The organism is Caenimonas terrae (assembly GCF_042655405.1).
Lineage (GTDB): Bacteria > Pseudomonadota > Gammaproteobacteria > Burkholderiales > Burkholderiaceae_C > Ramlibacter > Ramlibacter terrae_A.
Genome location: NZ_JBHSMF010000002.1, coordinates 658,110 through 682,660, shown reverse-complemented (window position 1 = coordinate 682,660; position 24,551 = coordinate 658,110). Strand labels below are relative to the sequence as shown.

Annotated in this window: 27 protein-coding genes; 15 read left to right on the top strand and 12 right to left on the bottom strand. The window is 69.4% G+C overall.

Annotation, left to right across the window (positions count from 1 at the left end; genetic code table 11):
• Positions 1-12 precede the first annotated feature (12 nt).
• From ACFPOE_RS03330 to ACFPOE_RS03305, 6 genes are all read left to right on the top strand, one after another.
• Entirely contained in the window at positions 13-627 is a 615-nt protein-coding gene (locus tag ACFPOE_RS03330) for a LysE family translocator (RefSeq protein ID WP_376848570.1), read from the top strand.
• Positions 624-1,427: a ParA family protein gene (locus tag ACFPOE_RS03325; RefSeq protein WP_376848569.1), complete on the top strand. Its 804-nt coding sequence runs from the start codon at positions 624-626 to the stop codon at positions 1,425-1,427. The genes ACFPOE_RS03330 and ACFPOE_RS03325 overlap by 4 nt, the downstream gene beginning before the upstream one ends.
• A gap of 63 nt (positions 1,428-1,490) precedes the next feature.
• The gene (locus tag ACFPOE_RS03320) at positions 1,491-2,030 is read left to right on the top strand and encodes an RBBP9/YdeN family alpha/beta hydrolase (RefSeq protein WP_376848568.1); all 540 of its coding nucleotides are present in this window, start codon (positions 1,491-1,493) and stop codon (positions 2,028-2,030) included.
• A 12-nt stretch (positions 2,031-2,042) separates the two neighbouring features.
• Positions 2,043-2,960 carry a ParB/RepB/Spo0J family partition protein gene (locus ACFPOE_RS03315; protein ID WP_376848567.1) on the top strand — a complete coding sequence of 306 codons (918 nt, stop codon included), beginning with the start codon at positions 2,043-2,045 and terminating at the stop codon, positions 2,958-2,960.
• Between the two features lie 10 nt (positions 2,961-2,970).
• Positions 2,971-3,984, top strand: a complete 1,014-nt coding sequence (locus ACFPOE_RS03310; protein ID WP_376848566.1) for an adenylate/guanylate cyclase domain-containing protein — start codon at positions 2,971-2,973, stop codon at positions 3,982-3,984.
• Positions 3,981-4,289, top strand: coding sequence for a hypothetical protein (locus ACFPOE_RS03305; protein ID WP_376848565.1), 309 nt, complete (start codon positions 3,981-3,983; stop codon positions 4,287-4,289). The genes ACFPOE_RS03310 and ACFPOE_RS03305 overlap by 4 nt, the downstream gene beginning before the upstream one ends.
• Positions 4,290-4,376: 87 nt before the next feature.
• On the opposite strand, the gene ACFPOE_RS03300 is transcribed toward ACFPOE_RS03305, so the two are convergent.
• The 3 genes from ACFPOE_RS03300 to ACFPOE_RS03290 all read right to left on the bottom strand — a co-directional run bounded on the left by ACFPOE_RS03300 (position 4,377) and on the right by ACFPOE_RS03290 (position 6,911).
• A complete protein-coding gene (locus ACFPOE_RS03300; RefSeq protein ID WP_376848564.1) occupies positions 4,377-5,801 on the bottom strand; it encodes an FAD-binding oxidoreductase in 1,425 nt (474 codons plus the stop codon).
• A gap of 51 nt (positions 5,802-5,852) precedes the next feature.
• Positions 5,853-6,470, bottom strand: coding sequence for an EF-hand domain-containing protein (locus tag ACFPOE_RS03295; RefSeq protein WP_376848563.1), 618 nt, complete (start codon positions 6,468-6,470; stop codon positions 5,853-5,855).
• Positions 6,471-6,602: 132 nt separating this feature from the next.
• Complete coding sequence (locus tag ACFPOE_RS03290) at positions 6,603-6,911, bottom strand: EF-hand domain-containing protein (RefSeq protein ID WP_376848562.1); 309 nt, start codon at positions 6,909-6,911, stop codon at positions 6,603-6,605.
• A 177-nt stretch (positions 6,912-7,088) separates the two neighbouring features.
• On the opposite strand from ACFPOE_RS03290, the gene ACFPOE_RS03285 reads away from it, so the two are divergent.
• Positions 7,089-7,664, top strand: coding sequence for a cob(I)yrinic acid a,c-diamide adenosyltransferase (locus ACFPOE_RS03285; protein WP_376848561.1), 576 nt, complete (start codon positions 7,089-7,091; stop codon positions 7,662-7,664).
• 2 nt (positions 7,665-7,666) lie between these two features.
• Here ACFPOE_RS03285 and ACFPOE_RS03280 read toward each other — a convergent pair whose 3' ends face one another.
• The 5 genes from ACFPOE_RS03280 to ACFPOE_RS03260 all read right to left on the bottom strand — a co-directional run bounded on the left by ACFPOE_RS03280 (position 7,667) and on the right by ACFPOE_RS03260 (position 12,202).
• The gene (locus tag ACFPOE_RS03280; protein WP_376848560.1) at positions 7,667-8,089 is read right to left on the bottom strand and encodes a hotdog fold thioesterase; all 423 of its coding nucleotides are present in this window, start codon (positions 8,087-8,089) and stop codon (positions 7,667-7,669) included.
• Positions 8,090-8,112: 23 nt separating this feature from the next.
• On the bottom strand, positions 8,113-9,426 hold the full coding sequence (locus ACFPOE_RS03275) for a solute carrier family 23 protein (protein ID WP_376848559.1): 1,314 nt from the start codon (positions 9,424-9,426) through the stop codon (positions 8,113-8,115).
• A 243-nt stretch (positions 9,427-9,669) separates the two neighbouring features.
• Entirely contained in the window at positions 9,670-10,554 is an 885-nt protein-coding gene (locus ACFPOE_RS03270; RefSeq protein WP_376848558.1) for an alpha/beta hydrolase, read from the bottom strand.
• 195 nt (positions 10,555-10,749) lie between these two features.
• A complete protein-coding gene (locus tag ACFPOE_RS03265) occupies positions 10,750-11,352 on the bottom strand; it encodes a TetR/AcrR family transcriptional regulator (protein ID WP_376848557.1) in 603 nt (200 codons plus the stop codon).
• Between the two features lie 43 nt (positions 11,353-11,395).
• Positions 11,396-12,202: a cyclase family protein gene (locus ACFPOE_RS03260; protein ID WP_376848556.1), complete on the bottom strand. Its 807-nt coding sequence runs from the start codon at positions 12,200-12,202 to the stop codon at positions 11,396-11,398.
• Between the two features lie 154 nt (positions 12,203-12,356).
• Here ACFPOE_RS03260 and ACFPOE_RS03255 point away from each other — a divergent pair, with 154 nt between their 5' ends.
• Complete coding sequence (locus tag ACFPOE_RS03255; protein WP_376848555.1) at positions 12,357-14,363, top strand: acetoacetate--CoA ligase; 2,007 nt, start codon at positions 12,357-12,359, stop codon at positions 14,361-14,363.
• A gap of 85 nt (positions 14,364-14,448) precedes the next feature.
• Here the strand turns inward: ACFPOE_RS03255 and ACFPOE_RS03250 are convergent, their stop codons facing one another.
• On the bottom strand, positions 14,449-15,357 hold the full coding sequence (locus ACFPOE_RS03250; RefSeq protein ID WP_376848554.1) for a LysR family transcriptional regulator: 909 nt from the start codon (positions 15,355-15,357) through the stop codon (positions 14,449-14,451).
• A 93-nt stretch (positions 15,358-15,450) separates the two neighbouring features.
• On the opposite strand from ACFPOE_RS03250, the gene ACFPOE_RS03245 reads away from it, so the two are divergent.
• The gene (locus ACFPOE_RS03245) at positions 15,451-16,539 is read left to right on the top strand and encodes an aromatic ring-hydroxylating dioxygenase subunit alpha (protein ID WP_376848553.1); all 1,089 of its coding nucleotides are present in this window, start codon (positions 15,451-15,453) and stop codon (positions 16,537-16,539) included.
• On the opposite strand, the gene ACFPOE_RS03240 is transcribed toward ACFPOE_RS03245, so the two are convergent.
• Positions 16,517-17,419, bottom strand: coding sequence for a DMT family transporter (locus tag ACFPOE_RS03240; protein ID WP_376848552.1), 903 nt, complete (start codon positions 17,417-17,419; stop codon positions 16,517-16,519). The genes ACFPOE_RS03245 and ACFPOE_RS03240 overlap by 23 nt on opposite strands.
• 56 nt (positions 17,420-17,475) lie before the next feature.
• Between ACFPOE_RS03240 and ACFPOE_RS03235 the strand changes: the two genes are divergently transcribed.
• Both ACFPOE_RS03235 and fghA read left to right on the top strand, forming a co-directional pair.
• A complete protein-coding gene (locus ACFPOE_RS03235; protein WP_376848551.1) occupies positions 17,476-18,582 on the top strand; it encodes an S-(hydroxymethyl)glutathione dehydrogenase/class III alcohol dehydrogenase in 1,107 nt (368 codons plus the stop codon).
• A complete protein-coding gene (gene fghA / locus ACFPOE_RS03230) occupies positions 18,582-19,469 on the top strand; it encodes an S-formylglutathione hydrolase (RefSeq protein ID WP_376848550.1) in 888 nt (295 codons plus the stop codon). Before ACFPOE_RS03235 ends, fghA begins: the two co-directional genes overlap by 1 nt.
• On the opposite strand, the gene ACFPOE_RS03225 is transcribed toward fghA, so the two are convergent.
• Both ACFPOE_RS03225 and ACFPOE_RS03220 read right to left on the bottom strand, forming a co-directional pair.
• Positions 19,460-19,894, bottom strand: coding sequence for a MarR family winged helix-turn-helix transcriptional regulator (locus ACFPOE_RS03225; RefSeq protein WP_376848549.1), 435 nt, complete (start codon positions 19,892-19,894; stop codon positions 19,460-19,462). The two genes, fghA and ACFPOE_RS03225, sit on opposite strands and share 10 nt — an antisense overlap.
• A gap of 2 nt (positions 19,895-19,896) precedes the next feature.
• Entirely contained in the window at positions 19,897-20,406 is a 510-nt protein-coding gene (locus ACFPOE_RS03220; protein WP_376848797.1) for a flavin reductase family protein, read from the bottom strand.
• A gap of 81 nt (positions 20,407-20,487) precedes the next feature.
• Here ACFPOE_RS03220 and ACFPOE_RS03215 point away from each other — a divergent pair, with 81 nt between their 5' ends.
• From ACFPOE_RS03215 to ACFPOE_RS03200, 4 genes are all read left to right on the top strand, one after another.
• A complete protein-coding gene (locus tag ACFPOE_RS03215; protein WP_376848548.1) occupies positions 20,488-21,525 on the top strand; it encodes a 2,5-dihydroxypyridine 5,6-dioxygenase NicX family protein in 1,038 nt (345 codons plus the stop codon).
• Complete coding sequence (locus ACFPOE_RS03210) at positions 21,522-22,304, top strand: alpha/beta fold hydrolase (protein ID WP_376848547.1); 783 nt, start codon at positions 21,522-21,524, stop codon at positions 22,302-22,304. The genes ACFPOE_RS03215 and ACFPOE_RS03210 overlap by 4 nt, the downstream gene beginning before the upstream one ends.
• A gap of 38 nt (positions 22,305-22,342) precedes the next feature.
• Positions 22,343-23,599, top strand: a complete 1,257-nt coding sequence (locus ACFPOE_RS03205) for an acyl-CoA dehydrogenase family protein (RefSeq protein ID WP_376848546.1) — start codon at positions 22,343-22,345, stop codon at positions 23,597-23,599.
• 64 nt (positions 23,600-23,663) lie between these two features.
• Entirely contained in the window at positions 23,664-24,542 is an 879-nt protein-coding gene (locus tag ACFPOE_RS03200) for a M14 family zinc carboxypeptidase (protein ID WP_376848545.1), read from the top strand.
• Positions 24,543-24,551 lie beyond the last annotated feature (9 nt).

Genomic DNA, 24,551 nt, shown 5'->3' with positions numbered 1-24,551 from the left:
CTCGGGGGAAACATGTTCGGCGTAGCAGACTACGGCGCTTTCGTCGCCGCCATCATCATCTTTCTCGCGATCCCCGGACCCGGCAACCTGGCCGTCATCACGTCCACCGGCAAGGGCGGAATCCGCGGCGGGCTGGCGGCGACGCTGGGCATCATGGTGGCCGACCAGCTGCTGATGTGGCTGGCCCTGGCCGGCGTCGCGGCGCTGCTGGCGACCTATCCGGCCGCCTTCCACATGGTGCAATGGGCGGGCGCCGCCTACCTCGGCTGGCTCGGCCTGCGGATGCTGCTGGCCAAGCCCGGCAGCAAGCCCGTGCTGAACATCCAGCCGCGCCACTACTTCAAGCAGGCCGGCCTGATCACCCTGCTCAACCCGAAGGCGATCGTCTTCTACATGGCGTTCTTTCCCCTGTTCGTCGATCCGGCCCATCACCGCGGCCTGCTGACCTTCGCGGTGATGGCCGGAACCACGGCCGTGCTGACCTTTGCCTACGGGCTGGGGGTGGTGCTGCTGACCCACCACCTGGCCGAGCGGATGCGCGCCAATCCCCTGATCGGGCGGGTGCTGGAAAAGCTGGCGGGCGTGTTCCTGCTGGGCTTCGGCGTCAAACTGGCGATCAGCAAGTGAGCGCCGCCGCGGCCGTATCGGCAACCACCGGTGCCAAGGTCTTCTGTGTCGCCAACCAGAAGGGCGGGGTCGGCAAGACCACCACCACCGTCAACCTGGCCGCCGGCCTGGCCAAGGTCGGCCAGCGCGTGCTGATGATCGACCTGGATCCGCAGGGCAATGCCACCATGGGCTCGGGCGTGGACAAGCGCAAGCTCAAGCTCACGGTGTACGACGTGCTGCTGGAATCGGCCTCGATCGCGGAAGCGAAGATCCGCAGCGAGAAGTGCGGCTACGACGTGCTGGGCGCCAACCGCGAACTGGCCGGCGCCGAGGTGGAGCTGGTGGAGCTGGAGCACCGCGACCAGCGGCTCAAGCAGGCCATCGCCGCCGTTGCGGCCGGCTACGACTTCGTCCTGATCGACTGTCCGCCCTCGCTGTCGATGCTCACGCTCAACGGCCTGTGCTCGGCCCATGGCGTGATCGTGCCGATGCAGTGCGAGTACTTCGCGCTGGAGGGGCTGACGGACCTGGTCAACACCATCAAGCAGGTCCACGCCAACCTGAACAAGGACCTGCAGATCATCGGGCTGCTGCGGGTGATGTTCGACCCGCGCATCACCTTGCAGCAGCAGGTCTCGGACCAGCTCAAGGCGCACTTCGCCGACAAGGTGTTCAACACCGTCATCCCGCGCAACGTGCGGCTGGCCGAAGCCCCCAGCTACGGCCTGCCGGGCGTGGTGTTCGATCCGGCGGCGCGCGGCAGCCAGGCCTATGTCGAATTCGCCCAGGAGATGGTGGAGCGCATCCGCAAGATGTGATTGCCATCACGATGCCCCGCAGACCGCGCCAATCCTGCAATCTATGCTATTGAAACAAGAGCAATGAAGCCCTCCAACGTGCTCCTGCTGCCCGGCTGGGAAAACAGCGGCCCGCAGCACTGGCAAAGCCTGTGGCAGGCCCGGCACGGCTATGTGCGGGTGGAGCAGCACGAGTGGATGAAGCCCCTGCGCGGCGACTGGGTGGCGCGGCTGGAGGAGGTGATCCTCACCTGCGACGAGCCGGCGGTGCTGGTGGCGCACAGCCTGGGTTGCGTGCTCACCGCGGCGTGGGCCGCGCACTCGCGCAACACCCACCGGGTGAAGGCGGCGCTGCTGGTGGCGCCGGGCGACGTCGAGCGGCCCGAGATCCGCGAGCAGCTCCCCAGCTGGTCGCCGATCGAATTGCGGGCGCTGCCTTTTCCCAGCGTGCTGCTGGCCAGCCGCGACGACCCGTACTGCGAGTTCGAGCGGGCGCGCCTGTTCGGCTATGCCTGGAATTCGCAGTTCATGGATTACGGACCCTGCGGCCACATCAACGGCGACTCGGGCCTGGCCAGCTGGCCCGAGGGCCATGTGCTGCTGCAGGATTTGATGAAGGATTGAGGTAACAAGAACATGGCCACCAAGAAACCCAAGGGACTGGGCCGCGGCCTGGAAGCGCTGCTCGGCCCGACCGCGCACGAGGGCGGCGAGGGCGAGCATGGCGCCACGCCGGGCTCGCCGTCTTCCCTGCCGCTGGGCGAGATGGTGCCGGGCATGTACCAGCCCCGCACCCGGATGGACGAGGGCGCGCTCTACGAGCTGGCCGAGTCGATCAAGGCGCAGGGCATCATGCAGCCGATCCTGGTGCGCCGGCTGGTCGACGGCGCCAACGGCGGCAAGTACGAGATCATCGCCGGCGAGCGGCGCTTCCGGGCCGCGAAGCTGGCCGGCCTGGACAGCGTGCCGGTGCTGGTGCGCGACGTTCCGGACGAGTCGGCGGCAGCGATGTCGCTGATCGAGAACATCCAGCGCGAGGACCTCAATCCGCTGGAAGAGGCGCACGGCCTGCAGCGGCTGGTCAAGGAGTTCGGCCTGACGCACGAACAGGCGGCCCAGGCCGTCGGCCGCTCGCGCAGCGCGGCGACCAACCTGCTGCGGCTGCTCAATCTCACCGACCCGGTGCAGACCATGCTGATGGCGGGCGACATCGACATGGGCCACGCGCGCGCGCTGCTGGGTCTGGAACGCGCGTCCCAGATCACGGCCGCCAACCAGATCGCCGCCAAGAAGATGTCGGTGCGCGAGGCGGAGGCGCTGGTCAAGAAGCTGGGAGCCGAGTTCAATCTGGTGTCGGCCAAGCCGAAGAAGGAAAAGTCGCGCGACCTGCGCCGGGTCGAGGAGGAGCTGTCCGACCTGCTGACCGCGCAGGTGGACGTCCGCGTCAAGAAGCGCGTCAAACGCCATGGCCGGCTCGAGGAGATGGGCGAGCTGGCGATCCAGTTCGGCTCGCTGGACGAACTGAACGGCCTGATCGACCGGCTGCGCGCCTAGCTCCGTCCCCATGACAGCGTCGAGGATCGTGCTGGTGGACGGCGACGCCCATACCGCCGCCGTGCTGGCGGCCGAACTGGAGCGGCGCGGTTTCGGTGCCGTGACGGTCGTTCCTGCCGCGGCATCCTTGCCGCTCGCCCTGGCGCAGGGCGCGCCCGATGTGCTGGTCGTCAATCACCGCTATGGCGATGAAAGCGCATTGGCGGCCTGCCGCCTCGCCCGGCAGCACGCGCCCGAATGCGCCACTGTCGTGGTCACTGCGCCGGGTCCCGCGCTGGCGGCCGTGCACGAGTGGGCGCGCCAGTTGCCCGGCATCGACGTGATCGCCGAGAAGCCCTTCGTTGATGACCGCTTCTACTGGACCCTCACCGAGTTGCTGGCCGCGAAGGCCGCGGTGCGCGAGAGCCGGCGCCGGGCCGAGCGGCTGGCGCAGCTGCTGCCCGAGGGCGCGGTGTCGTCGGCCGGGGAGGATGCGCAAAAGCGCGCCGAGCTGTTCGAGGCGGCCGTGTTGTTCACCGACATCCGCGATTCGTCGCGGCTGGCCAACCAGATGGCGCCGCGCGAATTCTTCGACGTCCTGAACCTGTCCCTGAGCGAGCAGACCTCCCGCATCCGCCTGTGGCAGGGCTCGGTCGTCAAGTACACGGGCGATGGCGTCATGGCCGTGTTCCGCGGGATGGGCCGCTCCTACCTGGCCCTGCGCTGCGGGCTGGAGCTGGCCGCGATGAGTTCAGGGCAACGCCTGCCTTACGGCGTCGGCATCGCCCAGGGGCTGGTGCTGGGCGGCCTGATCGGCGACGCCGGCCGCACCGGGCAACTGCGCCAGTTCGACGTGATCGGCGCCACCGCCCACCTGGCGGCCCGCCTGTGCGCGCTGGCCGATCCGGGGCAGCTGGTGGCGACCAACGGCGTCAATGCCGTGGCCCAGGTGCGGACGCCGCAGCCGCGGCCGATCGCGCAGGTGTCGATCCGGGGCTTCGCCGCGCCGGTCGACTGCGTCAAGTTTTCCTTCGAGGCCGCATGAAACAACACTTCGACCCTTCGCAGATCAGCAGGATCATCGACCAGTCGCTGACGTACCAGTGTGCCTGCCCGGCGCAGGTCGGCCGGGCGATCTTCGAACTGCGCGAGCTGCACCGCTACCAGATGGAGTGCCTGAACGACACGGACAACGACGTGCTGGTCCATCGGGCGATCGCGCAGGCGACCGAGCGCTCGCATGCGCTGATGGAGGAGTGCCTGCTGCGCGTGCTGCAGGTCGAGGGCTGGGACCTGCAGACCCTGGCGATGCCGCCGCAACTCAAGGCCAGGCAGCTGAAGTCGCTCTGAGCCGCCGGCGGTTCGGGGTCCACGCGCCGACGGTACTTGGATTCGGTCGGTCTGGACGCCGGGTCGAGCCCGGCATGACACGCGGCATCAGAGCGAGAAGATCTTCCCCGGGTTCATGATGTTCTTGGGGTCGAGCGCGCGCTTGATGGTGCGCATCATCTCCACCGCGCCGGCACCGGCTTCGGTCACCAGGAAGTCCATCTTGTGCAGGCCCACGCCGTGCTCGCCGGTGCAGGTGCCTTCCAGCGCGAGCGCGCGGGACACCAGCTGGTGGTTGAGCTTTTCGGCGGTGATGCGTTCCTGCGGCAGCTCGGGGTCCAGCAGGTAGCCGAAGTGGAAGTTGCCGTCGCCCACGTGGCCGACCAGGAAGTACGGGATGCCGCTCTCGTCGGCTTCCTTCACCGAGTCGAGCAGGCAGTCCGCCAGGTTGGAGATCGGCACGCAGGTGTCGGTGGAGATTACGCGGCAGCCTGGCTTGGACTGCACGGCGGCGAAGTAGGCGTTGTGGCGAGCGGTCCACAGGCGGGTGCGCTCTTCCGGCGTGCTGGCCCATTCGAAGGCATTGCCGCCGTGCTCCGAGGCGATCTCCTGCACCAGTTCCGCCTGTTCCTTCACGCCGGTCGGCGAGCCGTGGAATTCCATCAGCAGCATCGGTTCCTCGCGCAGCTTGAGCTTGCTGTGCGCGTTGACCATGCGCACCGTGTTGTGGTCGATCAGTTCCACCCGCGCGATCGGCACGCCCAGCTGGATCACCTGGATGGTGGTGCGCACGGCCGCTTCGATGCTGGGAAAGGAGCAGACCGCCGCGGAGATCGCTTCGGGCAGCGGATAGAGCTTGACGGTCACCTCGGTGATCACGCCCAGCGTGCCTTCGCTGCCGACCATCAGCCGGGTCAGGTCGTAGCCGGCGCTGGACTTCCTGGCGCGGGTGCCGGTGCGGATGACGTCGCCGCTGGCGGTGACCACTTCCAGGCCCAGCACGTTCTCGCGCATGGTGCCGTAGCGGACCGCGTTGGTTCCGCTGGCGCGGGTGGCGCTCATCCCGCCGATCGAGGCGTCGGCGCCCGGGTCGATCGGGAAGAACAGCCCGGTGCTCTTGACCGCTTCATTGAGCTGCTTGCGCGTGACGCCTGGCTGCACCGTGACGGTCAGGTCGTCGGCATCGATGGCCAGCACCTGGTTCATGCGGCTGACGTCGATGCTAATGCCACCCTGCACGGCCAGCAGGTGGCCTTCCAGCGAGGAGCCCACGCCGAACGGAATCACAGGGACGCTGTATTGGGATGCCAAGCGGACGGCGGCGGAGACGTCGTCGGTGCTTTCGGCAAACACCACGGCGGCCGGCGGCGGCGCCTGGAACGAAGACTCGTCGCGGCCATGCTGCTCGCGCACCACCAGCGCGGTGGAACACCGTTCGCCAAAGCGCGCCTTCAGGGCGTCGATCAGCGCGGACGGGACCTCGCGCTGGTTGATTTCGGGAACGAGGTGCGTCAGATCGGTGGGGGCGTTCATGCGGGTCTCCGTCGGGGATCCGCCAGTTTACGCCGGGCGGCGTGGCGGCGATCAGCGGCTGGCGTCCTCGTACTCGGAGCGCGTCACCACGCCGTTGTGGTCGCGGTCCATCTCGTCGAACGAGGCCGGCGCGATCGTCAGGTGCTGGAACTCGGCGCGGGTGAGCTCGCCGTCGCGGTTGGCATCGGCCCGCAGGAAGGACTCGGACAGCTGCAACGCCGTGTATGGGCCGGGCCCCGAAGGGACCAGCTGCGGCGCATTCGGGCCGCCTCCAGCGCCCATCACTGCCGTCGGATTGCTGACGGCGTTGTTGACGGCGTTGTTGACGGCGGTGCCGGTGCTGCCGATGGCGCTGGCCGGCATCAGCACGGTGCCGTCCAGGGGCGGCGTCACGGTGGCGGTGGCCGGCGTGGTCGCGGCCGAGGGCGTGGTTCCCGCAATGCTCGGCGCCGTCACCGTCGGCAGCGATGGGATGCCGGCCGGGAAAGGCGAGGGCGAGGGCAGGCCGGCTGCGCTGGGCAGCGCAGGGCCCGGCGTGATGGGCGTGCCCGCAGGCGGCGCGGCGCGCGGCGGCACCTGCACCACCGAGCGGTTGGCCTGCGCATGGGCGGTCCCCGCCAGCAGCAAGATGGCGACGGCCAGCAGATGGGAATGTGGACGGACGTTCATCGGCTTCTCCTGCACCTCCCGCCCGGGCGGAAGGACTTCAGAAAAATGTTGCGCTTGGCCCATCCCGGCGCGCCCCCGCCAACGCCGCCAGAAGCTGTAGGACGCGCCGCACGGGCCGGCGCGTCCGCAGAGCTAGCGGGCCGCGCGCTCGAACTCTGCCATTGACAGCGTGCCGTCGTGGTTGCTGTCCAGGGCGTCGAAGTTGCGGGCCACGGAGCCGCCGGCGGCGCCGGCCTCCTTGCGCGAAATGCCGCCGCTGCGGTCGGTGTCGAGCTTGTGGAACAGCTCGGCGCCCTTGGCGGGCTGCGCCTTGGTGGATGGGGAGGAAGGCGCGGCCGGGCCGACGGTGAACTGGGCCGCCGCCAGCCCGCTGCCGACGGCCAGCGAGGCGAACAGCGCGAGGCTGCGGCGATGGAAGGAAAAGCGGCTGAATCGTTTCATGTGCATGGGTTGCCCTGAGTGAAGAAGCCGCCATTCCATCGCAGCCGCGCCGCCCCGGCCAGCACACTTGCTTGCTGTTGCGTCCCTGACATCCGCAAGCGTCCGGTAACGGGAACTCGGGCGCCGCCGGCTGCTCCGGCCACAATGGAGGCTCCAGTGGTTCTTCGAGAGGCTCCCATGGGCAAGCGCCTGACACAGATCGCAACCCGCACCGGCGACGACGGCAGCACAGGGCTGGGCGACAACACCCGCGTCTCCAAGGACAACCAGCGCGTCCACGCGATGGGCGACGTCGACGAGCTCAACTCGCACATCGGCGTGCTGCTGTGCGAGCACATGCCCAACGACGTGCGGGCGCTGCTGGTGGAGATCCAGCACCAGCTGTTCAACCTGGGCGGCGAGCTGTCGATTCCCGGCTTCGAGCTGCTCAAGGCCGACGCGCTGCTGGCGCTGGACCAGGCGCTGGAGCACTACAACGGCGCGCTGCCCAAGCTGCAGGAATTCATCCTGCCGGCCGGCAACCGCGCCGCGTCCCAAGCGCATGTGTGCCGCACGGTGGCGCGGCGGGCCGAGCGGGCGGTGGTGGCGCTGGGCGCGGTGGAAGCCGTCAAGGACACGCCGCGCCAATACCTCAATCGCCTGTCCGACCTGCTGTTCGTGCTGGCGCGGGTGCTCAACCGCATGAACGGAGGCGACGACGTCTACTGGAAGAGCGAGCGCCTGGCCCGCAACGACGACCCCGGCGTCGCCTAGGCTCAGCGCGGGGCGAGGATCGCCAGCGTCAGCCGCGAGACGCAGGTCAGCTCGCCGGCGTCGTTGCGCATGTCGATCTGCCAGACCTGCGTGGTGCGGCCGATGTGCACCGGCCGCGTGATGCCCGTCACCCAGCCCGAGGTGGCGCCCTTGATGTGGTTGGCGTTGATGTCCAGCCCCACCGGCCGGTGGCCTTCCGGGCAGGCATAGGCCGCGCCGCACGAGCCCAGCGTTTCCGCCAGCACCACCGACACGCCGCCGTGCAGCAGGCCGTAGGGCTGCTTGGTGCGCTTGTCCACGGGGATGCGGGCCCGGATGAAGTCGTCGCCGACCTCCAGGAACTCCATCCCCAGGTGCTCGGGGGCGGTGTCCTTGTGGATGGCGTGCAGTTCCCCGACCGAGACCGGCTTCTTCCAGATGCGCATGGCGGCTCCTTTGCTGCGCGATTCTAGGGGCCGGGCAGCGGCGTGGTGGACGGCCGGCCGCGGCTCAGCAGCGCGTACAGCAGGATCGCACCGAAGGTTGCGGTGCCGATGCCGCCCAGCGCAAAGCCGCCGAACTTCAGCGTGAAGTCGCCGGTGCCCAGCACCAGCGTGATCGCGGCGACCAGCAGGTTGCGGTTGTCGGAGAAATCGACGCGGTTGTCGACCCAGATCTTGGCGCCGGCGGTGGCGATCAGGCCGAACACCACGATGCTCACCCCGCCCATCACCGGCAGCGGGATCGCCTGGATCACCGCGCCGAACTTCGGCGAGAAGCCCAGGATGACCGCGATCGCCGCCGCCACCACGAACACGGCGGTGGAGTAGATCTTGGTGGCCGCCATCACGCCGATGTTCTCGGCATAGGTGGTCACGCCGGTGCCGCCGGAGGCGCCGCTGATGACGGTGGCCACGCCGTCGCCGATGAAGGCGCGGCCGATGTACTGGTCCAGGTTGCGTCCGGTCATCGCGGTGACGGCCTTGATGTGGCCCAGGTTCTCGGCCACCAGGATGATGGCGACCGGCGCGATCAGCAGCATCGCGCTGCCGTCGAACACCGGCGAGGCGAAGCCCGGGGCGCCGACCCAGGCGGCAGCGGCGATCCCCGAGAAGTCCATCGGCTTGCCCAGGCCCATGCCGTTGGTGAGCACGGCGTAGACGATGGACGCGACGATCAGGCCGACCAGGATCAGCAGGCGCTGCACCATGCCTCGGGTGAACACGGCCACCATCGCCACGCTGACGAAGGTGACGGCCTGCATCCACGAATCGAAGTTGCTGGCCGCCATGTTCTTGATCGGGATGCTGGCCAGGTTCAGGCCGATCACGGCCACCACCGCGCCGGTGACCACCGGCGGCATCACCTTTTCGATCCAGGCCGTGCCGACCGCCTGCACGATGGCGCCGATGGCGACGTAGACCACGCCGCACGCGATGATGCCGCCCAGGGCCAGGCCGATGCTGGCGTTCGGCCCCTTGCCCGCATAGGAGGTGGCGGCGATCACCACGCCGATGAAGGCGAAGCTCGAGCCCAGGTAGCTGGGCACCTTGCCGCCGGTGATGAGGAAGAAGATCAGCGTGCCGATGCCGCTCATCAGGATGGCGACGTTGGGGTCGAACCCCATCAGGATCGGCGCCAGCACGGTGGCGCCGAACATCGCAATCACGTGCTGCACGCCCATCGCCGCCGTCTGCGGCCAGGGCAGGCGCTCGTCGGGTGCGATCACGCCGCCTTGATGCAGCACGTCGGCGGACTTCTCGGCCCAGTCGAACATTCCCATCTCTCGCTCCTCGTTGTTGGTTGTGCAGCGATGCTATGAGCATTGGCTGGGCGCGGCAAGGCACGCCGTAGCATTGCCGCCGGCCGCCTGCCCGCCAGGCCCTCCCTGTCATGCCGGGCTCGATCCGGCATCCAGACGCACCGAGTCCAGATACCGTCGATCAGCAGGAAGCAGCCCTTCCCTTCATTGATCCACGGTATTCGAGGCGCGGCGTCTCGGTCCCGGGTCAAGCCCGGGACGACATCACTGGAGAAACAGCGTCACCCGGCCCAGCACGGCGGCGTCCTTCAGGATCCGCCGGTGTCCCAGTCCATCCGTTGCCAGCAGGTCGGCGCCGCGCACGGCATGGGCGAAGGCCTGGCCGTCGGCGAAGCGGTTGATGCGGTCGTCGCGGTCGTGCACCACCAGCGTCGGAAGGCGGATGCGCGGGCCGACCGCGTCGGGCTCGAACTGCCGCATCAGCACGCCTTCGCGCGCTTCGATGCGGCCCTGCATCGCGGCGCGCGTGGCTTCCGACAGGCCGAACGCTTGGCCGAACAGGCGGGTGTAGTCGCGCGGCGAGGCCGGCGGCGCCAGCAGCACCAGGCGCTGGGCCGGCAGGCCGCGGCCGGCGGCAAAAGCGGCGGCGTTGGCGGCCAGCGAATGCGCCACCACGGCGCGCAGGCCATGGCCCTGCTGCAGCAGGCGCGCCGCCACGTACTCGATGGCGCGCGCGAACTGCGGCAGGTTGCTCACCGAGCCGCTGCTGCGTCCGTGCGCCGGCATCTCCACCAGCACCGGCCGCAGCCCGTGGCCGGCGAGCGCCTGCGCCAGCGGCAGCATCTGCCCGGCATGGCCGCCCCAGCCATGCAGCAGCAACACCACCGGCCCGTGCGGCGCCGCGCCCTGCGCATAGACGGTCAGGCTGGCGTCCTCGAACGGCCAGCGTTCCACCTTCCAGTCCGGCTCCCAGGCCCGGCGGCGGCGCAGCCAGCGTGGCGGCAGCGGCGTGCCGAACAGGCGGCCGGCGGCGCGCACGGCCAGCGCCGGCCACAGGCGCTGCGAGGCTGCCAGCGCGAGGCGCAACAGGCGCACGCCCGGCCCGGTCTGGTAGAAGTCCGATGCGGCTTCGAGGCTGCTGGGATGCATGGCGCGCTCCATCAGAACAGGACCATGTCTTCGTTGCAGCGCGGCAGGCCGTGCAGCGACGCCAGGGCGGCTGCGACGGCGTACCAGCCGCCCGCGAGCACGGTGAGGATCAGCAGGAGAGTCATGATCTTTCCTTTCTTCGCACAACCGTGCGAAATATCGGCGAACGACGGGGCGGTGGCATGGCGTGGCGGCCTAGGCGCGGTAGGTTTGCAGCAGCCGGGCCCAGGTGGCCTGGGCCCGCTCGGCCGCCTTCGGGTCGCGCAGGAAGCGGATGTCGTGGATCAGCCCCAGCGCCAGCGCCGACATCTCGCTGACCATCTGGTCCGGGTCGGTGACTGGCTTGAGCTCGCCGGTTTCCACCGCCTGCAGCACCGTGCGGCGCAGCGCGGCGCGCCAGCGCGTCACCTCGCCCAGCAGCAGGTCGCGCAACGGGCCTTCCCGGTCGTCCAGCTCAAAGGCGCCGGCGCTGTAGATGCAGCCGTGCTGGGCCTCGACGTCGCGCATCCGGATGATCCAGCGCCGCACGATCTCGTTCAGCCGCGCCAGGCCCTTGGGCAGCTGCATGGCCGGCACGAACACGTCGGCCAGGAAGCGGCGGCCGAATTCCTCGATCACCGCCTTCTGCAGCGCCTCGCGCGAGCCGATGCGCGAGAACACGCCGCTCTTGGACAGGCCGATGCGGTCGGCCACCGCCTGCAGCGTGATCGCCTCCAGTCCCTCAGCCGAGGCGAGGTCGATCCCGGCGCCGACGATGGCGGCGCGGGTGAGTTCGCTTTTCTGGGTGCGGGCATCCATGCGGCGGATATTAGCACGATCGTGCGAAATAGCAATCGGGCCCTCAGCCCGCCGCCTGCAGCGCGTCGTCGAAGATGGCGACGGCGCGGGTCCAGCCGGCCGAGGCGCCGCGGATCTTGTGCGGAAAGCAGCTGATGAAGAAGCCGTCGGCCGGCAGCGCCTCCAGGTTGTGCAGCTTCTCGATGTGGCAGTAGCCGATGTCGCGGCCGGCCTTGTGGCCCTCCCAGATCAGCGAGGCGTCGTGGGTCTCGCCGTACTTCCTGGCGGTGTGGACGAAGGGCGCGTCCCAGCTCCAGGCGTCGGTGCCGGTCAGCCGCACGCCGCGCTCCAGCAGGAACATGGTCGCCTCGTAGCCCATCCCGCAGCCGGAGGCGACATAGTCGGAGTGGCCGTAGCGCGAGCCGGCGCGCGTGTTGACGACCACGATCTCCAGCGGCGCCAGCGCGTGGCCGATGCGCCGCAGTTCGGCCTCGACGTCGGCCGCCGTCACCACGTAGCCATCCGGAAAGTGGCGGAAGTCCAGCTTCACGCCGGGCTGGAAACACCATTCCAGCGGCACGTCGTGGATCGCGATCGAGGGCTTCTTCTGCCCCAGTGCCTGGTCCATGGTGCTGTGGAAGTGGTAGGGCGCGTCCAGGTGCGTGCCGTTGTGGGTGGACAGCGTGACCACCTCCACCGCCCAGCCTTCGCCGTCGGGCAGGTCCTCCTTCTTCAGCCCCGGAAAGAAGGGCTCGATCTGCTCGAAGGTGTTCTGGTGCGTGAAGTACTGGATGCGCGGCGCGAAGGCGGGCGGATCGGACACCACGTCGTTTTCCAGGAAGATCGACAGGTCGACGAATCTGCGGGGCATGGAATCTCCTTTTCGCCGCGGCGTCACGTCGACTGGCGGCAGTTGCGCAATTCTGCCGCCAGCGGCAACGGGCAGCAGGGGCGGGCGGGCATCGACCGCATGGCAGGGATTCCAGGGGCTCCATTGCGCCCGCGCGGCCGTTAAGCTTTTGCCCATGAAAGCTCCCTTCGTCCCCCAGATCCGCCGCTACCAGGACTGGTTGCGCCAGCAGCGCGGCCTGGCCTTCGACAGTTACCAGGACCTGTGGCAATGGTCGGTGAGCGACCTGCCGGCGTTCTGGCAAAGCATCTGGGACTATTACGGGCTGCATTCGCCCACGCCGCATACGTCGGTGCTGTCCGGGCGGCAGATGCCGGGCACGCGCTGGTTCGAGGGCGCGCAGTTCAACTACGTCCACCAGGTGTTCCGGCACGTGGACAAGGCGCACGCCGCCGGCTTTCCGGCGCTGGTCAGCCGCAACGAGAGCGGCCGGCAACAAGAGCTCGGCTGGCCCGAGCTGCGCCGGCAGGTGGCGTCGCTGGCGCTGCACCTGCGCGAGCAGGGCCTGCAGCCGGGCGACCGCGTGGCGGCCTACCTGCCCAACATCCCGGAGGCGATCGTCGCCTTCCTGGCGGTGGTGAGCATCGGCGGCGTGTGGAGCATCTGCGCGCCCGACATGGGGACCAACGCCGTGCTGGACCGCTTCCGGCAGATCGAGCCCAAGGTGCTGATCGCCTGCGACGGCGTGCGCTACGGCGGCCGCGACTTCGACCGCATCGACGTGGTCGCCGAGCTGCGCGAGGCGCTGCCCACCGTGCGCCACCTGATCGTGCACCGCAACCTCGGCGTGGGGCAGGAGGCAAGCGAGCGGCTGGCGCCGTTCACCCCCTTCGGCCAGACCACGGCCCGCGACGACGCCGCCACCGCGGCATTCGAACCGCTGTGGCTGCCCTTCGACCACCCGCTGTGGATCGTCTATTCGAGCGGCACGACCGGCTTGCCCAAGCCCATCGTGCACGGCCATGGCGGCACGGTGATCGTCGCGCTGCAGATGGCCAACCTGCACAACGACGTCGGCTGCAGCTACGAGGACAACAGCCTGGGCGAGCGCTTCCACTGGTACAGCTCCACCGGCTGGGTGATGTGGAATGCGCAGGCCGCCGGGCTGCTGCTGGGCACCACCTGCTGCATCTACGACGGCAATCCGGGCGGCTCCCGCGACAAGCCGGACTGGGGCACGCTCTGGCGTTTCGCCTCCGAGCTGGGCGTCACCTTCTTCGGCGCCGGTGCCGCCTTCTTCGCCAACTGCATGAAGGCCGGCGTGGACCTGGCGCATTGCGGCGACCTGAGCGCGGTGCGTGCGCTCGGCACCACCGGCTCGCCGCTGTCGCCCGAAGTGCAGACCTGGGGCACCGAGCAGTTCGCGCGCATCGGCACGCCCGCCATCTGGTGGTGCAACATCTCCGGCGGCACCGACTTCGCCGGCGCCTTCATCGGCGGCAACCGCGAGCTGCCGCAGGTGCCGGGGGAGATGCAATGCCGGCTGCTCGGATGCGCCGTGCAGGCCTGGAACGAGCAGGGCCAGCCGGTGATCGGCGAAGTGGGCGAACTGGTGTGCACGGAGCCGATCCCGTCGATGCCGCTCCATTTCTGGGGCGATGACGGAAACAAGCGCTACCTCTCCTCCTACTTCGACATGTACCCCGGCGTGTGGCGGCACGGCGACTGGCTGAAGATCACGCCGGCCGGCGGCTGCATCATCTACGGCCGCAGCGACGCCACCATCAACCGGCACGGCCTGCGCATGGGCACCAGCGAGTTGTACAGCGCCGTGGAAGCGCTGCCCGAGGTGCTGGATGCGCTGGTGGTCGACCTCGAGTTCCTGGGCCGCGACAGCTACATGCCGCTGTTCGTGGTGCTGCGGCCCGGCGTGCCGCTGGACGCGGCGATGAAGGCGAAGATCGGCGGCGCGATCAAGACCGCGCTGTCGCCGCGCTTCGTCCCCGACGAGATCCTGCAGGTGGCCGAGGTCCCGCGCACGCTCTCGGGCAAGAAGCAGGAGCTGCCGATCAAGAAGCTGCTGCTCGGCCAGCCGATCGAGAAGGTGATCAACAAGGAAGCGATGGCCAACCCGGGGTGCCTGGACTGGTACGTGGCGTTCGCCAACTCGCGTCCGCACTAGTTGTCAGGCCCACTTGTCATGCCGGGCCTGACCCGGCAGCCGGACCGCCGCAACAAATACCGTCACCGGGGAGCAGAAGCGCTTCTCACTGATCGACGGTATTGGCATTCGGAAGGTTCGCGTCCGCTTCCAGCGCATCCAGGAACGCCCGCACCTTCGCCGGCACCAGCCGGCGCCCGGGCAGCATCGCGTAGATCTTCAGCGGCGCGCACGCGTGGTCGGCCAGCAGCGGGACCAGCCGCCCCTGCGCCACCGCAGCGGCGCAGAACGTCGAGGTGATGCGGGCCACGCCCAGCCCGGCCAGGGCCGCTTCCAGCCGCACGCTGGCATTGCCGCTGCGCAGGCGCGGATTGCGCACTTCCAGCTTGGCGGTCGCGCCGCCGGGGAGCGTGAACTCCCATTCGGTGTCGTCGGCGCCGGCCAGCAGCGGCAGCGCATGCAGGTCCTCGGGCGCTGCCAGCGGCGCATGCCGCGCCACCAGCGCCGGCGCCGCATACAGGCCGCGCGCCAGCGAGAACACGCGCCGCACCACCACGGTCGAGGGCGCGAAGGCATGCTCGATGGCCGAGAACACGATGTCGTAGTTGCGGTCGAACAGCGCCACCCGCGCATGCTCCACGTCCAGGTGCACCTTGAGCTGCGGATGCTGCGCCATCACCGTGCAGGCGACCTTCGCCAGGTGGTGGGCGCCGAACTCATAGGGCGCGGCGATGTGCAGCGTGCCCTGCACGCGCGCGCCCTTGGCCAGCGTGTCGCTTGCCACCTCGCGCAATTGCGCCAGCGGCCGCGCGACATCGCGGTAGAGCGATTCGCCGGCGTCGGTCAGGCGCAGGCTGCGGGTGGTGCGTTCCAGCAGCCGGTTGCCCAGCTGCTCCTCCAGCCGGGCCACCGACACGCTCAGGCTGGACTTCGGCCGGTCCAGCGCGCGCGCCGCGGCCGTGAAGCCTCCGTGCTCCACCACCTGGCAGAAAGCCTCGACGTCGTCCCAGTTCATTGTTCAGTTTTCGGAACAGAGTAGTCAGCGCTGCGCATTGCCGCGGCGCCAGCATGTCCTTAGGATTCTCCCACCGCCCCCAAGGAGAGCTCCGTGTTCCTGAAAAACTGCTGGTACGTGGCCGCCTGGGACCACGAACTGATCGACGGCAAGCTGCTGCCCCGCACCCTGCTGGGCGAGCGCGTGCTGATGTACAAGGGCGAGAGCGGCAAGGTGGTGGCGCTGATCGACCGCTGCTGCCACCGCGGCGCGCCGCTGTCGCTGGGCCGGCGCGAAGGCGACTGCATCCGCTGCATGTACCACGGCCTGAAGTTCGACGCCACCGGCAAGTGCATCCAGATCCCGGGCCAGGACAAGATCCCCGACAAGCTGGGCGTGCGCAGCTACCCGGTGGTGGAGCGCGACCACCTGATCTGGATCTGGATGGGCGACGCCGACAAGGCCAACCCCGACGACATCATCGACTTCCCCTACCTGCGCGACCCGCAGTGGAAGGGCATCCCGGGCTACCTGCACTACGACGCCAACTACCTGCTGATCGTCGACAACCTGAGCGACTTCGCCCACCTGGCCTTCGTCCACACCAAGACGCTGGGCGGCTCGGAGGAATACGCCTACGTCACCAAGCCGCTGGTGATGGAGCGCCAGGAAAGGGGCTTCCGCGTCGAGCGCTGGCACATGAACGCGGCGCCGCCGCCCTTCCACAAGAAGGTGATCCCGGCCGCGGAGAAGGAGGCGAAGGTCGATCGCCGCAACATCGGCCAGATGCACATCCCGGGCACCTTCTTCCTGGACACGCTGTTCTCGCCGGCCGGCACCGGCGCCGAGAAGGGCAACCTGGAAGGCGCGCGCCAGTACCGCAACTGCCAGTTCATGACGCCGGAGACCGAGAAGACCACGCACCACTTCTGGATCTACCTGAACGACTACGAGGCCGAGGACCACAACATCTCGCGCTCGCTGCACCTGAGCCTGATCGAGGGCTTCATGGAAGACAAGCACATCATCGAGGCGCAGCAGCGGGCGATGGACGAGGACCCGGAGTTCAAGCTGCTCGCCGTGGTCGCCGACGCGCCGCTGGCCCACTTCCGCCGCACGCTCGACACCCTGATCGCCAAGGAGCAGGCGCTGAAGATCACGGCGCAGGCGGCGGGTCCGGTCAGCGTGCCGGCCGCCGGTTGACCAGCACGATCCCGACCGCGACGCCGCACAGCGCCAGCATCAGCTGCGGCGTCAGCGGCTCGTCCAGCAGCAGCACGCCCAGCACCAGCGCGAACACCGGCGTCAGGAAGGTGAATGAGGACATCTGCGTGGCCGGGTAGTGCCGCAGCAGCCACATCCAGGCCAGGTAGCTGGCAAAGGCGCCGATCGCGGTCTGCAGCCCGATCGAGCCCCAGGCCTGGGCCGAATACGAGAGCGACCAATGCTCGCCCAGCAGCAGCGAGAGCACCGGCGCCGCCAGGGCCGTGACGCCCACCTGGTAGAACAGCGTCTTCTCGGCGCTGGCCGTCGCCAGGGCGCTGGCGCGGATCACCAGCGTCGTCAGTCCCCACAGCGTGCCGGCCGCCAGGGCCAGCGCGTCGCCACGCAGCTGGCGCGGACCGGCGTGGCCCGAGAAGAAGCCTTCGGCGAAGGCCAGCGCGACCGCGCCGAAGGCGATCAGCAGCCCGGCCCACTGCAGGCCGCGCAGCTTCTCGGCGGCAACGAGCCGCGGCAGCAGCAGCGCCACCACGAACGGCGAGGTGTACAGGAACACCGTGAGCCGAGACGCGGTGGTGTCGCGCAGGCCGAGGTAGATGCAGGCGAACTCGCCGGCGAACAGCGCGCCGGCCAGCAGGCCCGGGCGCAGGGTGCCGTCGGGCCCGGACAGCTTGACGCCGCGCACCGCGCACCACAGGCCCAGCAGCACGGACGCGCCGGCGAACCGGATCGACGCCTGCCACAGCGGCGGCACTTCCACCACCGTTGCCTTGATCAGGATCTGCTGGAAGCCCCAGAACAGGCAGCACGCCAGCAGCAGCGAGACGGCCAGCGTATCGAGATGTTGTTTTCGTTGCGTCATGCTTGCCGATGGTAGCGGGGCTACACGGCGCGGCCGCCCGGTGCGACACTTGCCGCATGAAAACCAAAGCTGCCGTCGCCTGGAAAGCAGGCGAGCCCCTGACCATCGAAACCGTGGACCTGGAAGGCCCGCGCGCGGGCGAAGTGCTGGTGGAAATCAAGGCCACCGGCATCTGCCACACCGACTACTACACGCTGTCCGGCGCCGACCCGGAAGGCATCTTCCCCGCCATCCTGGGCCATGAGGGCGCGGGCATCGTGGTGGACGTCGGGCCCGGCGTCACCTCGCTGAAGAAGGGCGACCACGTCATCCCGCTGTACACGCCGGAATGCCGGCAGTGCAAGTTCTGCCTGTCGCGCAAGACCAACCTGTGCCAGGCCATCCGCGGCACCCAGGGCAAGGGCCTGATGCCCGACGGCAGCAGCCGCTTCAGCCTGGACGGCCAGCCGCTGTTCCACTACATGGGCACCAGCACCTTCAGCAACTACACGGTGGCGCCGGAGATCTCGATGGCGAAGATCCGGGAGGACGCGCCCTTCGACAAGGTCTGCTACATCGGCTGCGGCGTCACGACCGGCATCGGCGCCGTGATCTTCACGGCCAAGGTGGAGGCGGGCGCCAACGTGGTGGTGTTCGGGCTCGGCGGGATCGGCCTGAACGTGATCCAGGGCGCGAAGATGGTCGGCGCCGACAAGATCATCGGCGTGGACATCAACCCGGCGCGCGAGGCGATGGCGCGCAAGTTCGGCATGACGCACTTCCTCAACCCGAAGGAGCACGAGAACATCGTCGACGCGATCGTGCAGCTCACCGACGGCGGCGCCGACTACAGCTTCGAGTGCATCGGCAACACCAAGGTGATGCGGCAGGCGCTGGAGTGCACGCACAAGGGCTGGGGCCGCAGCATCATCATCGGCGTGGCCGAAGCCGGCGCCGAGATCAGCACCCGCCCGTTCCAGCTGGTCACCGGCCGGCACTGGGAGGGCTCGGCCTTCGGCGGCGCCCGCGGCCGCACCGACGTGCCCAAGATCGTGGACTGGTACATGGACGGCAAGATCAACATCGACGACCTGATCACGCACACCATGCCGCTGGAGCGGATCAACGAGGGCTTCGACCTGATGAAGCGCGGCGAGTCGATCCGCGGCGTGGTGATCTACTGATGGCCGGGTTCGAACTGGTCAGCGAGCACGCCTGCTTCGGCGGGCGCCAGCTGTTCTGCAGCCACGAGTCGGTGGAAGTGGCGCTGCCGATGAAGTTCTCGGTGTACCTGCCGCCGCAGGCGCAGGCGGGCGCCAAGCTGCCGGCCGTGCTGTACCTGGCGGGCCTGACCTGCAGCGAGGAGACCTTCCCGATGAAGGCCGGCGCGCAGCGGATCGCGGCGGAACTGGGGCTGGTGCTGGTGGCGCCGGACACCAGTCCGCGCGGCGCCAAGCTCAAGGCCGAGGCCGACAGCTGGGACTTCGGCGTCGGCGCCGGCTTCTACCTGGACGCGACCCAGCCGCCGTGGTCGGCCTACTGGCGGATGGAGAGCTGGCTGCTGCGGGAATTGCTGCCGCTGCTGGTGCGCGAGCTGCCGGTGGACAGCCAGCGGATCGGCATCTTCGGCCACTCGATGGGCGGCCATGGCGCGCTGACGCTGGCGCTGCGCCATCCCGGGCGCTTTCGCACGCTGTCGGCGCTGGCGCCGATCTGCGCGCCCAGCCGCTGCCCCTGGGGCGAGAAGGCCTTCACCGGCTACCTCGGCGCGGACCGCACGGCGTGGGCCGGCCACGACGCGACCGAGCTGATGGCGGAGCAGGACGTGGCGCCGTACCCGGGCGGCATCCTGATCGACCAGGGCCTGGCCGACAAATTCCTGCAGGAGCAGCTGCATCCCCACCTGTTCGAGGCGGCCTGCCGGGCCGTCGGCCAGCCGCTCACGCTGCGGCGACACGCGGACTACGACCACGGCTACTATTTCGTCTCCAGCTTCGTCGAGGACCACCTGCGCTTCCACGCGCAGGGCCTGGCCGGCGCCCACGCGTCGCCGGGCCTGCCTCAGGCGTGAGCGCCTTGGGTGAGCTTGTGCAGCAGCTTGCGCAGGGCCGCCTTTTCCGAGGCGCCCAGCGAGCGCAGCAGCTTCGCCTCGTGGTCGCGCGCCTTGTCCACCAGCGGCCTGACCAGCCGGCGGCCCGCCGGTGTCACGCAGACCAGCGTGCGGCGCTGGTCTGCCGGATCGCCGCGCAGTTCCAGCCAGCCCTGCTCGCCCATGCGCCGCACCAGCTTGGTCACGGTGGGCTGCTTGGACAGCACTTCATGCGCCAGCTGGCTCACCGTCAGCGGCTCGCCGTCGTGCAGCGTGGCCAGCACCCGCCATTCGATCGAGCTCAGGCCGGCGGCGCGCACGTGGCTGTCGAACTCCTTGTACAGCGCGTGGTTGGCCTGACCCAGCAGGTAGCCGAGGTAGCCGTCGACAAAGCGCTCCGCGCCCATGGCTACAGCGGGTGTTCAGTATAGAAGCGGCCGCCGTGGAACAGCAGCGGCGGCACCCCGGGCCGATGCGTGCAGCGCTCCACCTCGCCGACGAAGATGACGTGGTCGCCTTCCTCGTAGCGGCTGCGGTTGAAGCATTCGAAGGTGGCGGCCGAGCCGTGCAGCACCGGGGCGCCGCCGCTGCCTTCGGTAAAGCCCACGTCCTTCCAGCGGTCGACGCCGCTGAGCGCGAAGCGTTCGGCCAGCGGCTTCTGGTCGGCCGCCAGCACGTTGATCGCGTAGTGCGAGCCCTTGCTGAACGCCGCCAGCGAGGCGGCGGCCCGCGACAGGCTCCACAGCACCAGCGGCGGATCCAGCGACACCGAGTTGAATGAATTGGCGGTCAGCCCGATCACGCCGCCCTGCGGCGTGCGGGCCGTCACGATGGTCACGCCGGTGGCGAACATGCCGAGCGCGGCACGGAACTCCTGCGTGGAGAAACTCGGCGGCTGGGCCTTGCGCGGCGGGCTCATGGACTTGTCGATTGCATGAATATTCATGAATAATACAAGCTTGGGGCAAGACCTTCGCCGGCGTCCCCGCATTTTCAAGACATGCTGCAGGAAATCACCGAGCCCGCCTGGATCCAGGCCTTCGAATCCGTGCTGCGCCGCTGCGCGCTGCAGCGCGGCGACGCGGTGGCCGTCCTGTGCGAAAGCCAGAGCCGGCCGATCCTGGCCGAGCTGGCGCGCCAGGCGGCCGCGCGCATCGGCTGCCGGGTGTTCACCATCAGCGTGCCCAGCGCGTTCAGCGCGGGCCGGCCCGGCACCCGCTCCACCGGCGCCTCGGACGCGATCCGGCACCTCACGCCGGTGGTCGCCGCGCTGGCCTGCAGCACGCTGGTGGTGGACTGCACGGTGGAGGGCCTGATGCACGCACCCGAGCTGCCGGCCATCCTCAAGGGCGGCGCCCGCGTGCTCTACGTCAGCAACGAGCATCCCGAGGCGCTGGTGCGGCTGGTGCCGGACGACGCGCTGGAGCCGCTGGTCAAGGACCACGTCAAGCGCCTGCGCGCCGCCCGCCAGCTCACCGTCACCTCCGCCGCCGGCACCGAACTGAGCGTGTCGCTGGCGGGCGCCGTCTGCGGCGGCAACTGGGGCTACACGGCCCGGCCCGGCACCATGACGCACTGGCCCGGCGGTCTGGTGCTGGCCTTTCCGGCCGCCGGCACCGTCAACGGCACGCTGGTGCTGGCCGAGGGCGACGTCAACCTCACCTTCAAGCGCTACCTGGACAAGCCGGTGCGGCTGACCATCGCCAACGACCACGTGGTCGACATCGAGGGCAGCGGCGTGGATGCGGAGCTGATGCGCAGCAACTGGGCCGCGTGGGGCGAGCAGGCGGCCTACGCGGTCAGCCACGTGGGCTGGGGCCTGAACGCGGCGGCGCGCTGGGACAGCATGGCGCTGTACGACAAGCGCGATTTCAACGGCACGGAGTTGCGCGCCTTTGCCGGCAACTTCCTCTACAGCACCGGCGCCAACGAGGTGGCGGGCCGGCACACGGCCGGCCACTTCGACCTGCCGATGCGCAACTGCACGGTGGCGCTGGACGGCGTCAAGGTGGTCGAGCAGGGGCGGGTCCTCGCATGATCGTGCCGACCTTCTCCACGCTGGGCGGCGGGCCGACGGTGCTGATGCTGCACGGCATCGGCGGCGGCCACCTGGCGTTCGCGCCGCAGGTGGAAACGCTGGCCTCCAGCGGCTACCGCGCCGTCGCCTGGGACATGCCCGGCTACGGCCACAGCGCGCCGATCGAGCCCTACACCTTCAAGGGCCTGGCGGCGAGCTGCATCGCGCTGATCGAGAGCCTCAAGTGCGGCGATGTCACGCTGATCGGCCACAGCATGGGCGGGATGGTGGCGCAGGAGGTGGTGGCGCGCCGGCCCGAGCTGGTGAGCAAGCTGGTGCTGGCCGGCACCTCGCCCTCGTTCGGCAAGCCCGACGGCGACTGGCAGCGCAACTTCGTGGCCGAACGCACTGCGCCGCTGGATGCGGGCTTGAGCATGGGCGAGCTGGCGGCGCAGCTGGTGCCGGCGATGGTGGGCCCGCGGGCGCTGCCCGAGGGCCTGAAGCTGGCGACGCACTGCATGGGGATGGTCAACCCGTCCACCTACCGGCGCGCGCTGGAGGCGCTGGTCACCTTCGACCGCCGCGCCAACCTGCCCCGCATCGCGGTGCCGACTCTCCTCATCGCCGGCGAGCAGGACCGCAATGCGCCGCCCGCCGTGATGAAGAAGATGGCCGGGTCGATCGCCGGCAGCACCTACATCGAGCTGGCCGGCGTCGGCCACCTGCAGAACCTGGAAGCGCCGGACGACTTCGACGGCCTGCTGCTGAACTTCCTGGCGCTGCCGCGCACGCTGCACTGAGCGGGCACCAGAGCGTCGAACGAGTTGAGAGGAACGACATGGACGCCGCCCCCGCGCTCTCCTTCACCCCCGCCGTCGGCGACATGGCCCTCAGCGCGCAGCAGCGCTCGCTGCTGTCGCTGGCCAACGAGCTGGGGCGCACCAAATTCGCGCCGAGGGCCCACCTGTGGGACGAGGCGGCCAGCTTTCCGATGGCCAACTTCGACGACCTGCGCGACGCCGGCCTGCTGGCCCTGTGCGTGCCGCAGGCCGATGGCGGCGGCGGCGCCGATTACGCTACCTACATGATGGTGGCGGCCGAGATCGGCCGCTTCTGCGGGGCCACGGCGCTGACCTGGAACATGCACATCTCGTCCACCATGTGGACCGGCGTGCTGGCCGACGGCATCCCGATGACCGATGCCCAGCGCAGCGAGCATGCCCGCAGACGCACGCTCCATTTCGCCCGGGTGGTGAAGGACGGCGCGATCTACGCCCAGCCCTTTTCCGAGGGCAGCGCCGCCGCCGCCGGCCGCGCGCCCTTCGGCACCACGGCGCGCAAGGTGGAGGGTGGCTGGCTGGTCAACGGCCGCAAAATCTTCGCCTCGCTGTCGGGGGCGGCGGACTATTACGGAATCCTGTGCACCGAGGACAAGGGGGACGCGCACCCGGATGCGCGCGACACGCTGTATCTCGCGGTGCCGGCGAACGCGCCGGGCGTGGCCGTCAGCGGCGACTGGAATCCGCTGGGCATGCGCGGCACCGTGAGCCGCAACCTCAGCTTCAAGGACGTGTTCGTCAGCGACGACGAGCAGCTGATGCCGCGCGGCGTCTACTACAAGGGCGCCCAGACCTGGCCGGCGATGTTCTTCACGCTGGCGCCGACCTACCTGGGCATCGCGAACGCGGCGTACGACTTCACGGTGGCATACCTGCGCGGCGAGATCGCGGGCGAGCCGCCGGTCAAGCGCCGGATGTACCCAACCAAGCAGATCGCGGTGGCGCAGATGCGCATCCAGCTGGAGAACCTCAAGAGCATCTTCGTGCGCTCGATCCAGGAGGCGCGGCCGCAGCCGTCGGCGGACGAGCGGATGCGCCTGTATGCCGCGCAGTACACCGTGATGGAGGGCGCCAACGACATCGCGCGGCTGGCGATCCGCACCTGCGGCGGCCAGAGCATGATGAAGCACCTGCCGCTGGAGCGGCTGTACCGCGACAGCCGCTGCGGCTCGCTGATGCTGCCCTGGACGGCGGAACTGGTGCTCGATCGCATGGGCCGCGAGACGCTCTACCGCCCCGGCGAAAAGGACGAGTGATCCGCCCGGGCGCAGCGCAAGTCCGCAGTGTGGATCGCTTATCCTGTTGCCACCGCCGCTTCCCATGCCGTCCCTGCTGACCTTCATCCGCTCCGTGTTGCCGCTGGCCATGGCGACGCTGGCGTGGGGCGCGCCGCCCGGCCCGGCCGTGCCGGCGGCCACGGCCACGGCCGATCCCTGCGGGACGCTGATGCGGCGCCTGCCCAACGTCAGCCGCCACCTGTGCGTGGACGCCGGCCTGAGTGCCGGCAGCGGCCGCTCGGTCATGGGCGTGCCCCTGTACTGGCGCGACGTCAAGCCGCAGGGCGCGCGGCTGCGGGTCCTGGTGATGGGCGGGATCCACGGCGACGAGCTGTCCTCGGGCTCGCTGGCCCTGCACTGGATCGCGCTGGCGCAGCAGCCGATGCAGTTGCCCAGCCCGGTCCACTGGCGTTTCATTCCGGTGCTCAACCCCGACGGCGTGATGGCCCAGCCGCCGCGCCGGGTCAATGCCCACGGCGTCGACCTGAACCGCAACTTTCCCACTCCCGGCTGGGACCGCGACGCCGCGGTCTACTGGGAGCAGCGCACCCGCAAGGACCCGCGCCGCTGGCCGGGCAACCACTCCCTGTCCGAGCCGGAGACGCGCTACCTGTTCGAGCAGATGCAAAGCTTCAAGCCGAACCTGATCGTGGCGATCCATGCGCCCTATGGCGTGCTGGATTTCGACGGTCCGTCGGTGCCGCCGTCCAAACTCGGCCGCCTTTACCTGGACCAGGTCGGCATCTTCCCGGGCTCGCTGGGCAACTATGGCGGCGTCCACAAGGGCGTCCCGGTGGTGACCATCGAGCTGCCCAATGCGATGCGCACGCCGCTGGACGCCGAGATGCGCCAGATGTGGCTGGACCTGCTGCGCTGGATGGGCGAGAAGTCGCTCGGAGCCCTGGGCAACGCCAACCGCTGAGGCGGTGTC

Bases quoted from the DNA above. Each gene is read 5' to 3' on its own strand.
- ACFPOE_RS03330 (WP_376848570.1), top strand. From the start codon at position 13: ATGTTCGGCGTAGCAGACTACGGCGCTTTCGTCGCCGCCATCATCATC.
- ACFPOE_RS03320 (WP_376848568.1), top strand. From the start codon at position 1,491: ATGAAGCCCTCCAACGTGCTCCTGCTGCCCGGCTGGGAAAACAGCGGC.
- ACFPOE_RS03315 (WP_376848567.1), top strand. From the start codon at position 2,043: ATGGCCACCAAGAAACCCAAGGGACTGGGCCGCGGCCTGGAAGCGCTG.
- ACFPOE_RS03310 (WP_376848566.1), top strand. From the start codon at position 2,971: ATGACAGCGTCGAGGATCGTGCTGGTGGACGGCGACGCCCATACCGCC.
- ACFPOE_RS03305 (WP_376848565.1), top strand. From the start codon at position 3,981: ATGAAACAACACTTCGACCCTTCGCAGATCAGCAGGATCATCGACCAG.
- ACFPOE_RS03300 (WP_376848564.1), bottom strand. From the start codon at position 5,801: ATGAACGCCCCCACCGATCTGACGCACCTCGTTCCCGAAATCAACCAG.
- ACFPOE_RS03295 (WP_376848563.1), bottom strand. From the start codon at position 6,470: ATGAACGTCCGTCCACATTCCCATCTGCTGGCCGTCGCCATCTTGCTG.
- ACFPOE_RS03290 (WP_376848562.1), bottom strand. From the start codon at position 6,911: ATGAAACGATTCAGCCGCTTTTCCTTCCATCGCCGCAGCCTCGCGCTG.
- ACFPOE_RS03285 (WP_376848561.1), top strand. From the start codon at position 7,089: ATGGGCAAGCGCCTGACACAGATCGCAACCCGCACCGGCGACGACGGC.
- ACFPOE_RS03280 (WP_376848560.1), bottom strand. From the start codon at position 8,089: ATGCGCATCTGGAAGAAGCCGGTCTCGGTCGGGGAACTGCACGCCATC.
- ACFPOE_RS03275 (WP_376848559.1), bottom strand. From the start codon at position 9,426: ATGGGAATGTTCGACTGGGCCGAGAAGTCCGCCGACGTGCTGCATCAA.
- ACFPOE_RS03270 (WP_376848558.1), bottom strand. From the start codon at position 10,554: ATGCATCCCAGCAGCCTCGAAGCCGCATCGGACTTCTACCAGACCGGG.
- ACFPOE_RS03265 (WP_376848557.1), bottom strand. From the start codon at position 11,352: ATGGATGCCCGCACCCAGAAAAGCGAACTCACCCGCGCCGCCATCGTC.
- ACFPOE_RS03260 (WP_376848556.1), bottom strand. From the start codon at position 12,202: ATGCCCCGCAGATTCGTCGACCTGTCGATCTTCCTGGAAAACGACGTG.
- ACFPOE_RS03255 (WP_376848555.1), top strand. From the start codon at position 12,357: ATGAAAGCTCCCTTCGTCCCCCAGATCCGCCGCTACCAGGACTGGTTG.
- ACFPOE_RS03250 (WP_376848554.1), bottom strand. From the start codon at position 15,357: ATGAACTGGGACGACGTCGAGGCTTTCTGCCAGGTGGTGGAGCACGGA.
- ACFPOE_RS03240 (WP_376848552.1), bottom strand. From the start codon at position 17,419: ATGACGCAACGAAAACAACATCTCGATACGCTGGCCGTCTCGCTGCTG.
- ACFPOE_RS03235 (WP_376848551.1), top strand. From the start codon at position 17,476: ATGAAAACCAAAGCTGCCGTCGCCTGGAAAGCAGGCGAGCCCCTGACC.
- fghA (WP_376848550.1), top strand. From the start codon at position 18,582: ATGGCCGGGTTCGAACTGGTCAGCGAGCACGCCTGCTTCGGCGGGCGC.
- ACFPOE_RS03225 (WP_376848549.1), bottom strand. From the start codon at position 19,894: ATGGGCGCGGAGCGCTTTGTCGACGGCTACCTCGGCTACCTGCTGGGT.
- ACFPOE_RS03220 (WP_376848797.1), bottom strand. From the start codon at position 20,406: ATGAGCCCGCCGCGCAAGGCCCAGCCGCCGAGTTTCTCCACGCAGGAG.
- ACFPOE_RS03215 (WP_376848548.1), top strand. From the start codon at position 20,488: ATGCTGCAGGAAATCACCGAGCCCGCCTGGATCCAGGCCTTCGAATCC.
- ACFPOE_RS03210 (WP_376848547.1), top strand. From the start codon at position 21,522: ATGATCGTGCCGACCTTCTCCACGCTGGGCGGCGGGCCGACGGTGCTG.
- ACFPOE_RS03205 (WP_376848546.1), top strand. From the start codon at position 22,343: ATGGACGCCGCCCCCGCGCTCTCCTTCACCCCCGCCGTCGGCGACATG.
- ACFPOE_RS03200 (WP_376848545.1), top strand. From the start codon at position 23,664: ATGCCGTCCCTGCTGACCTTCATCCGCTCCGTGTTGCCGCTGGCCATG.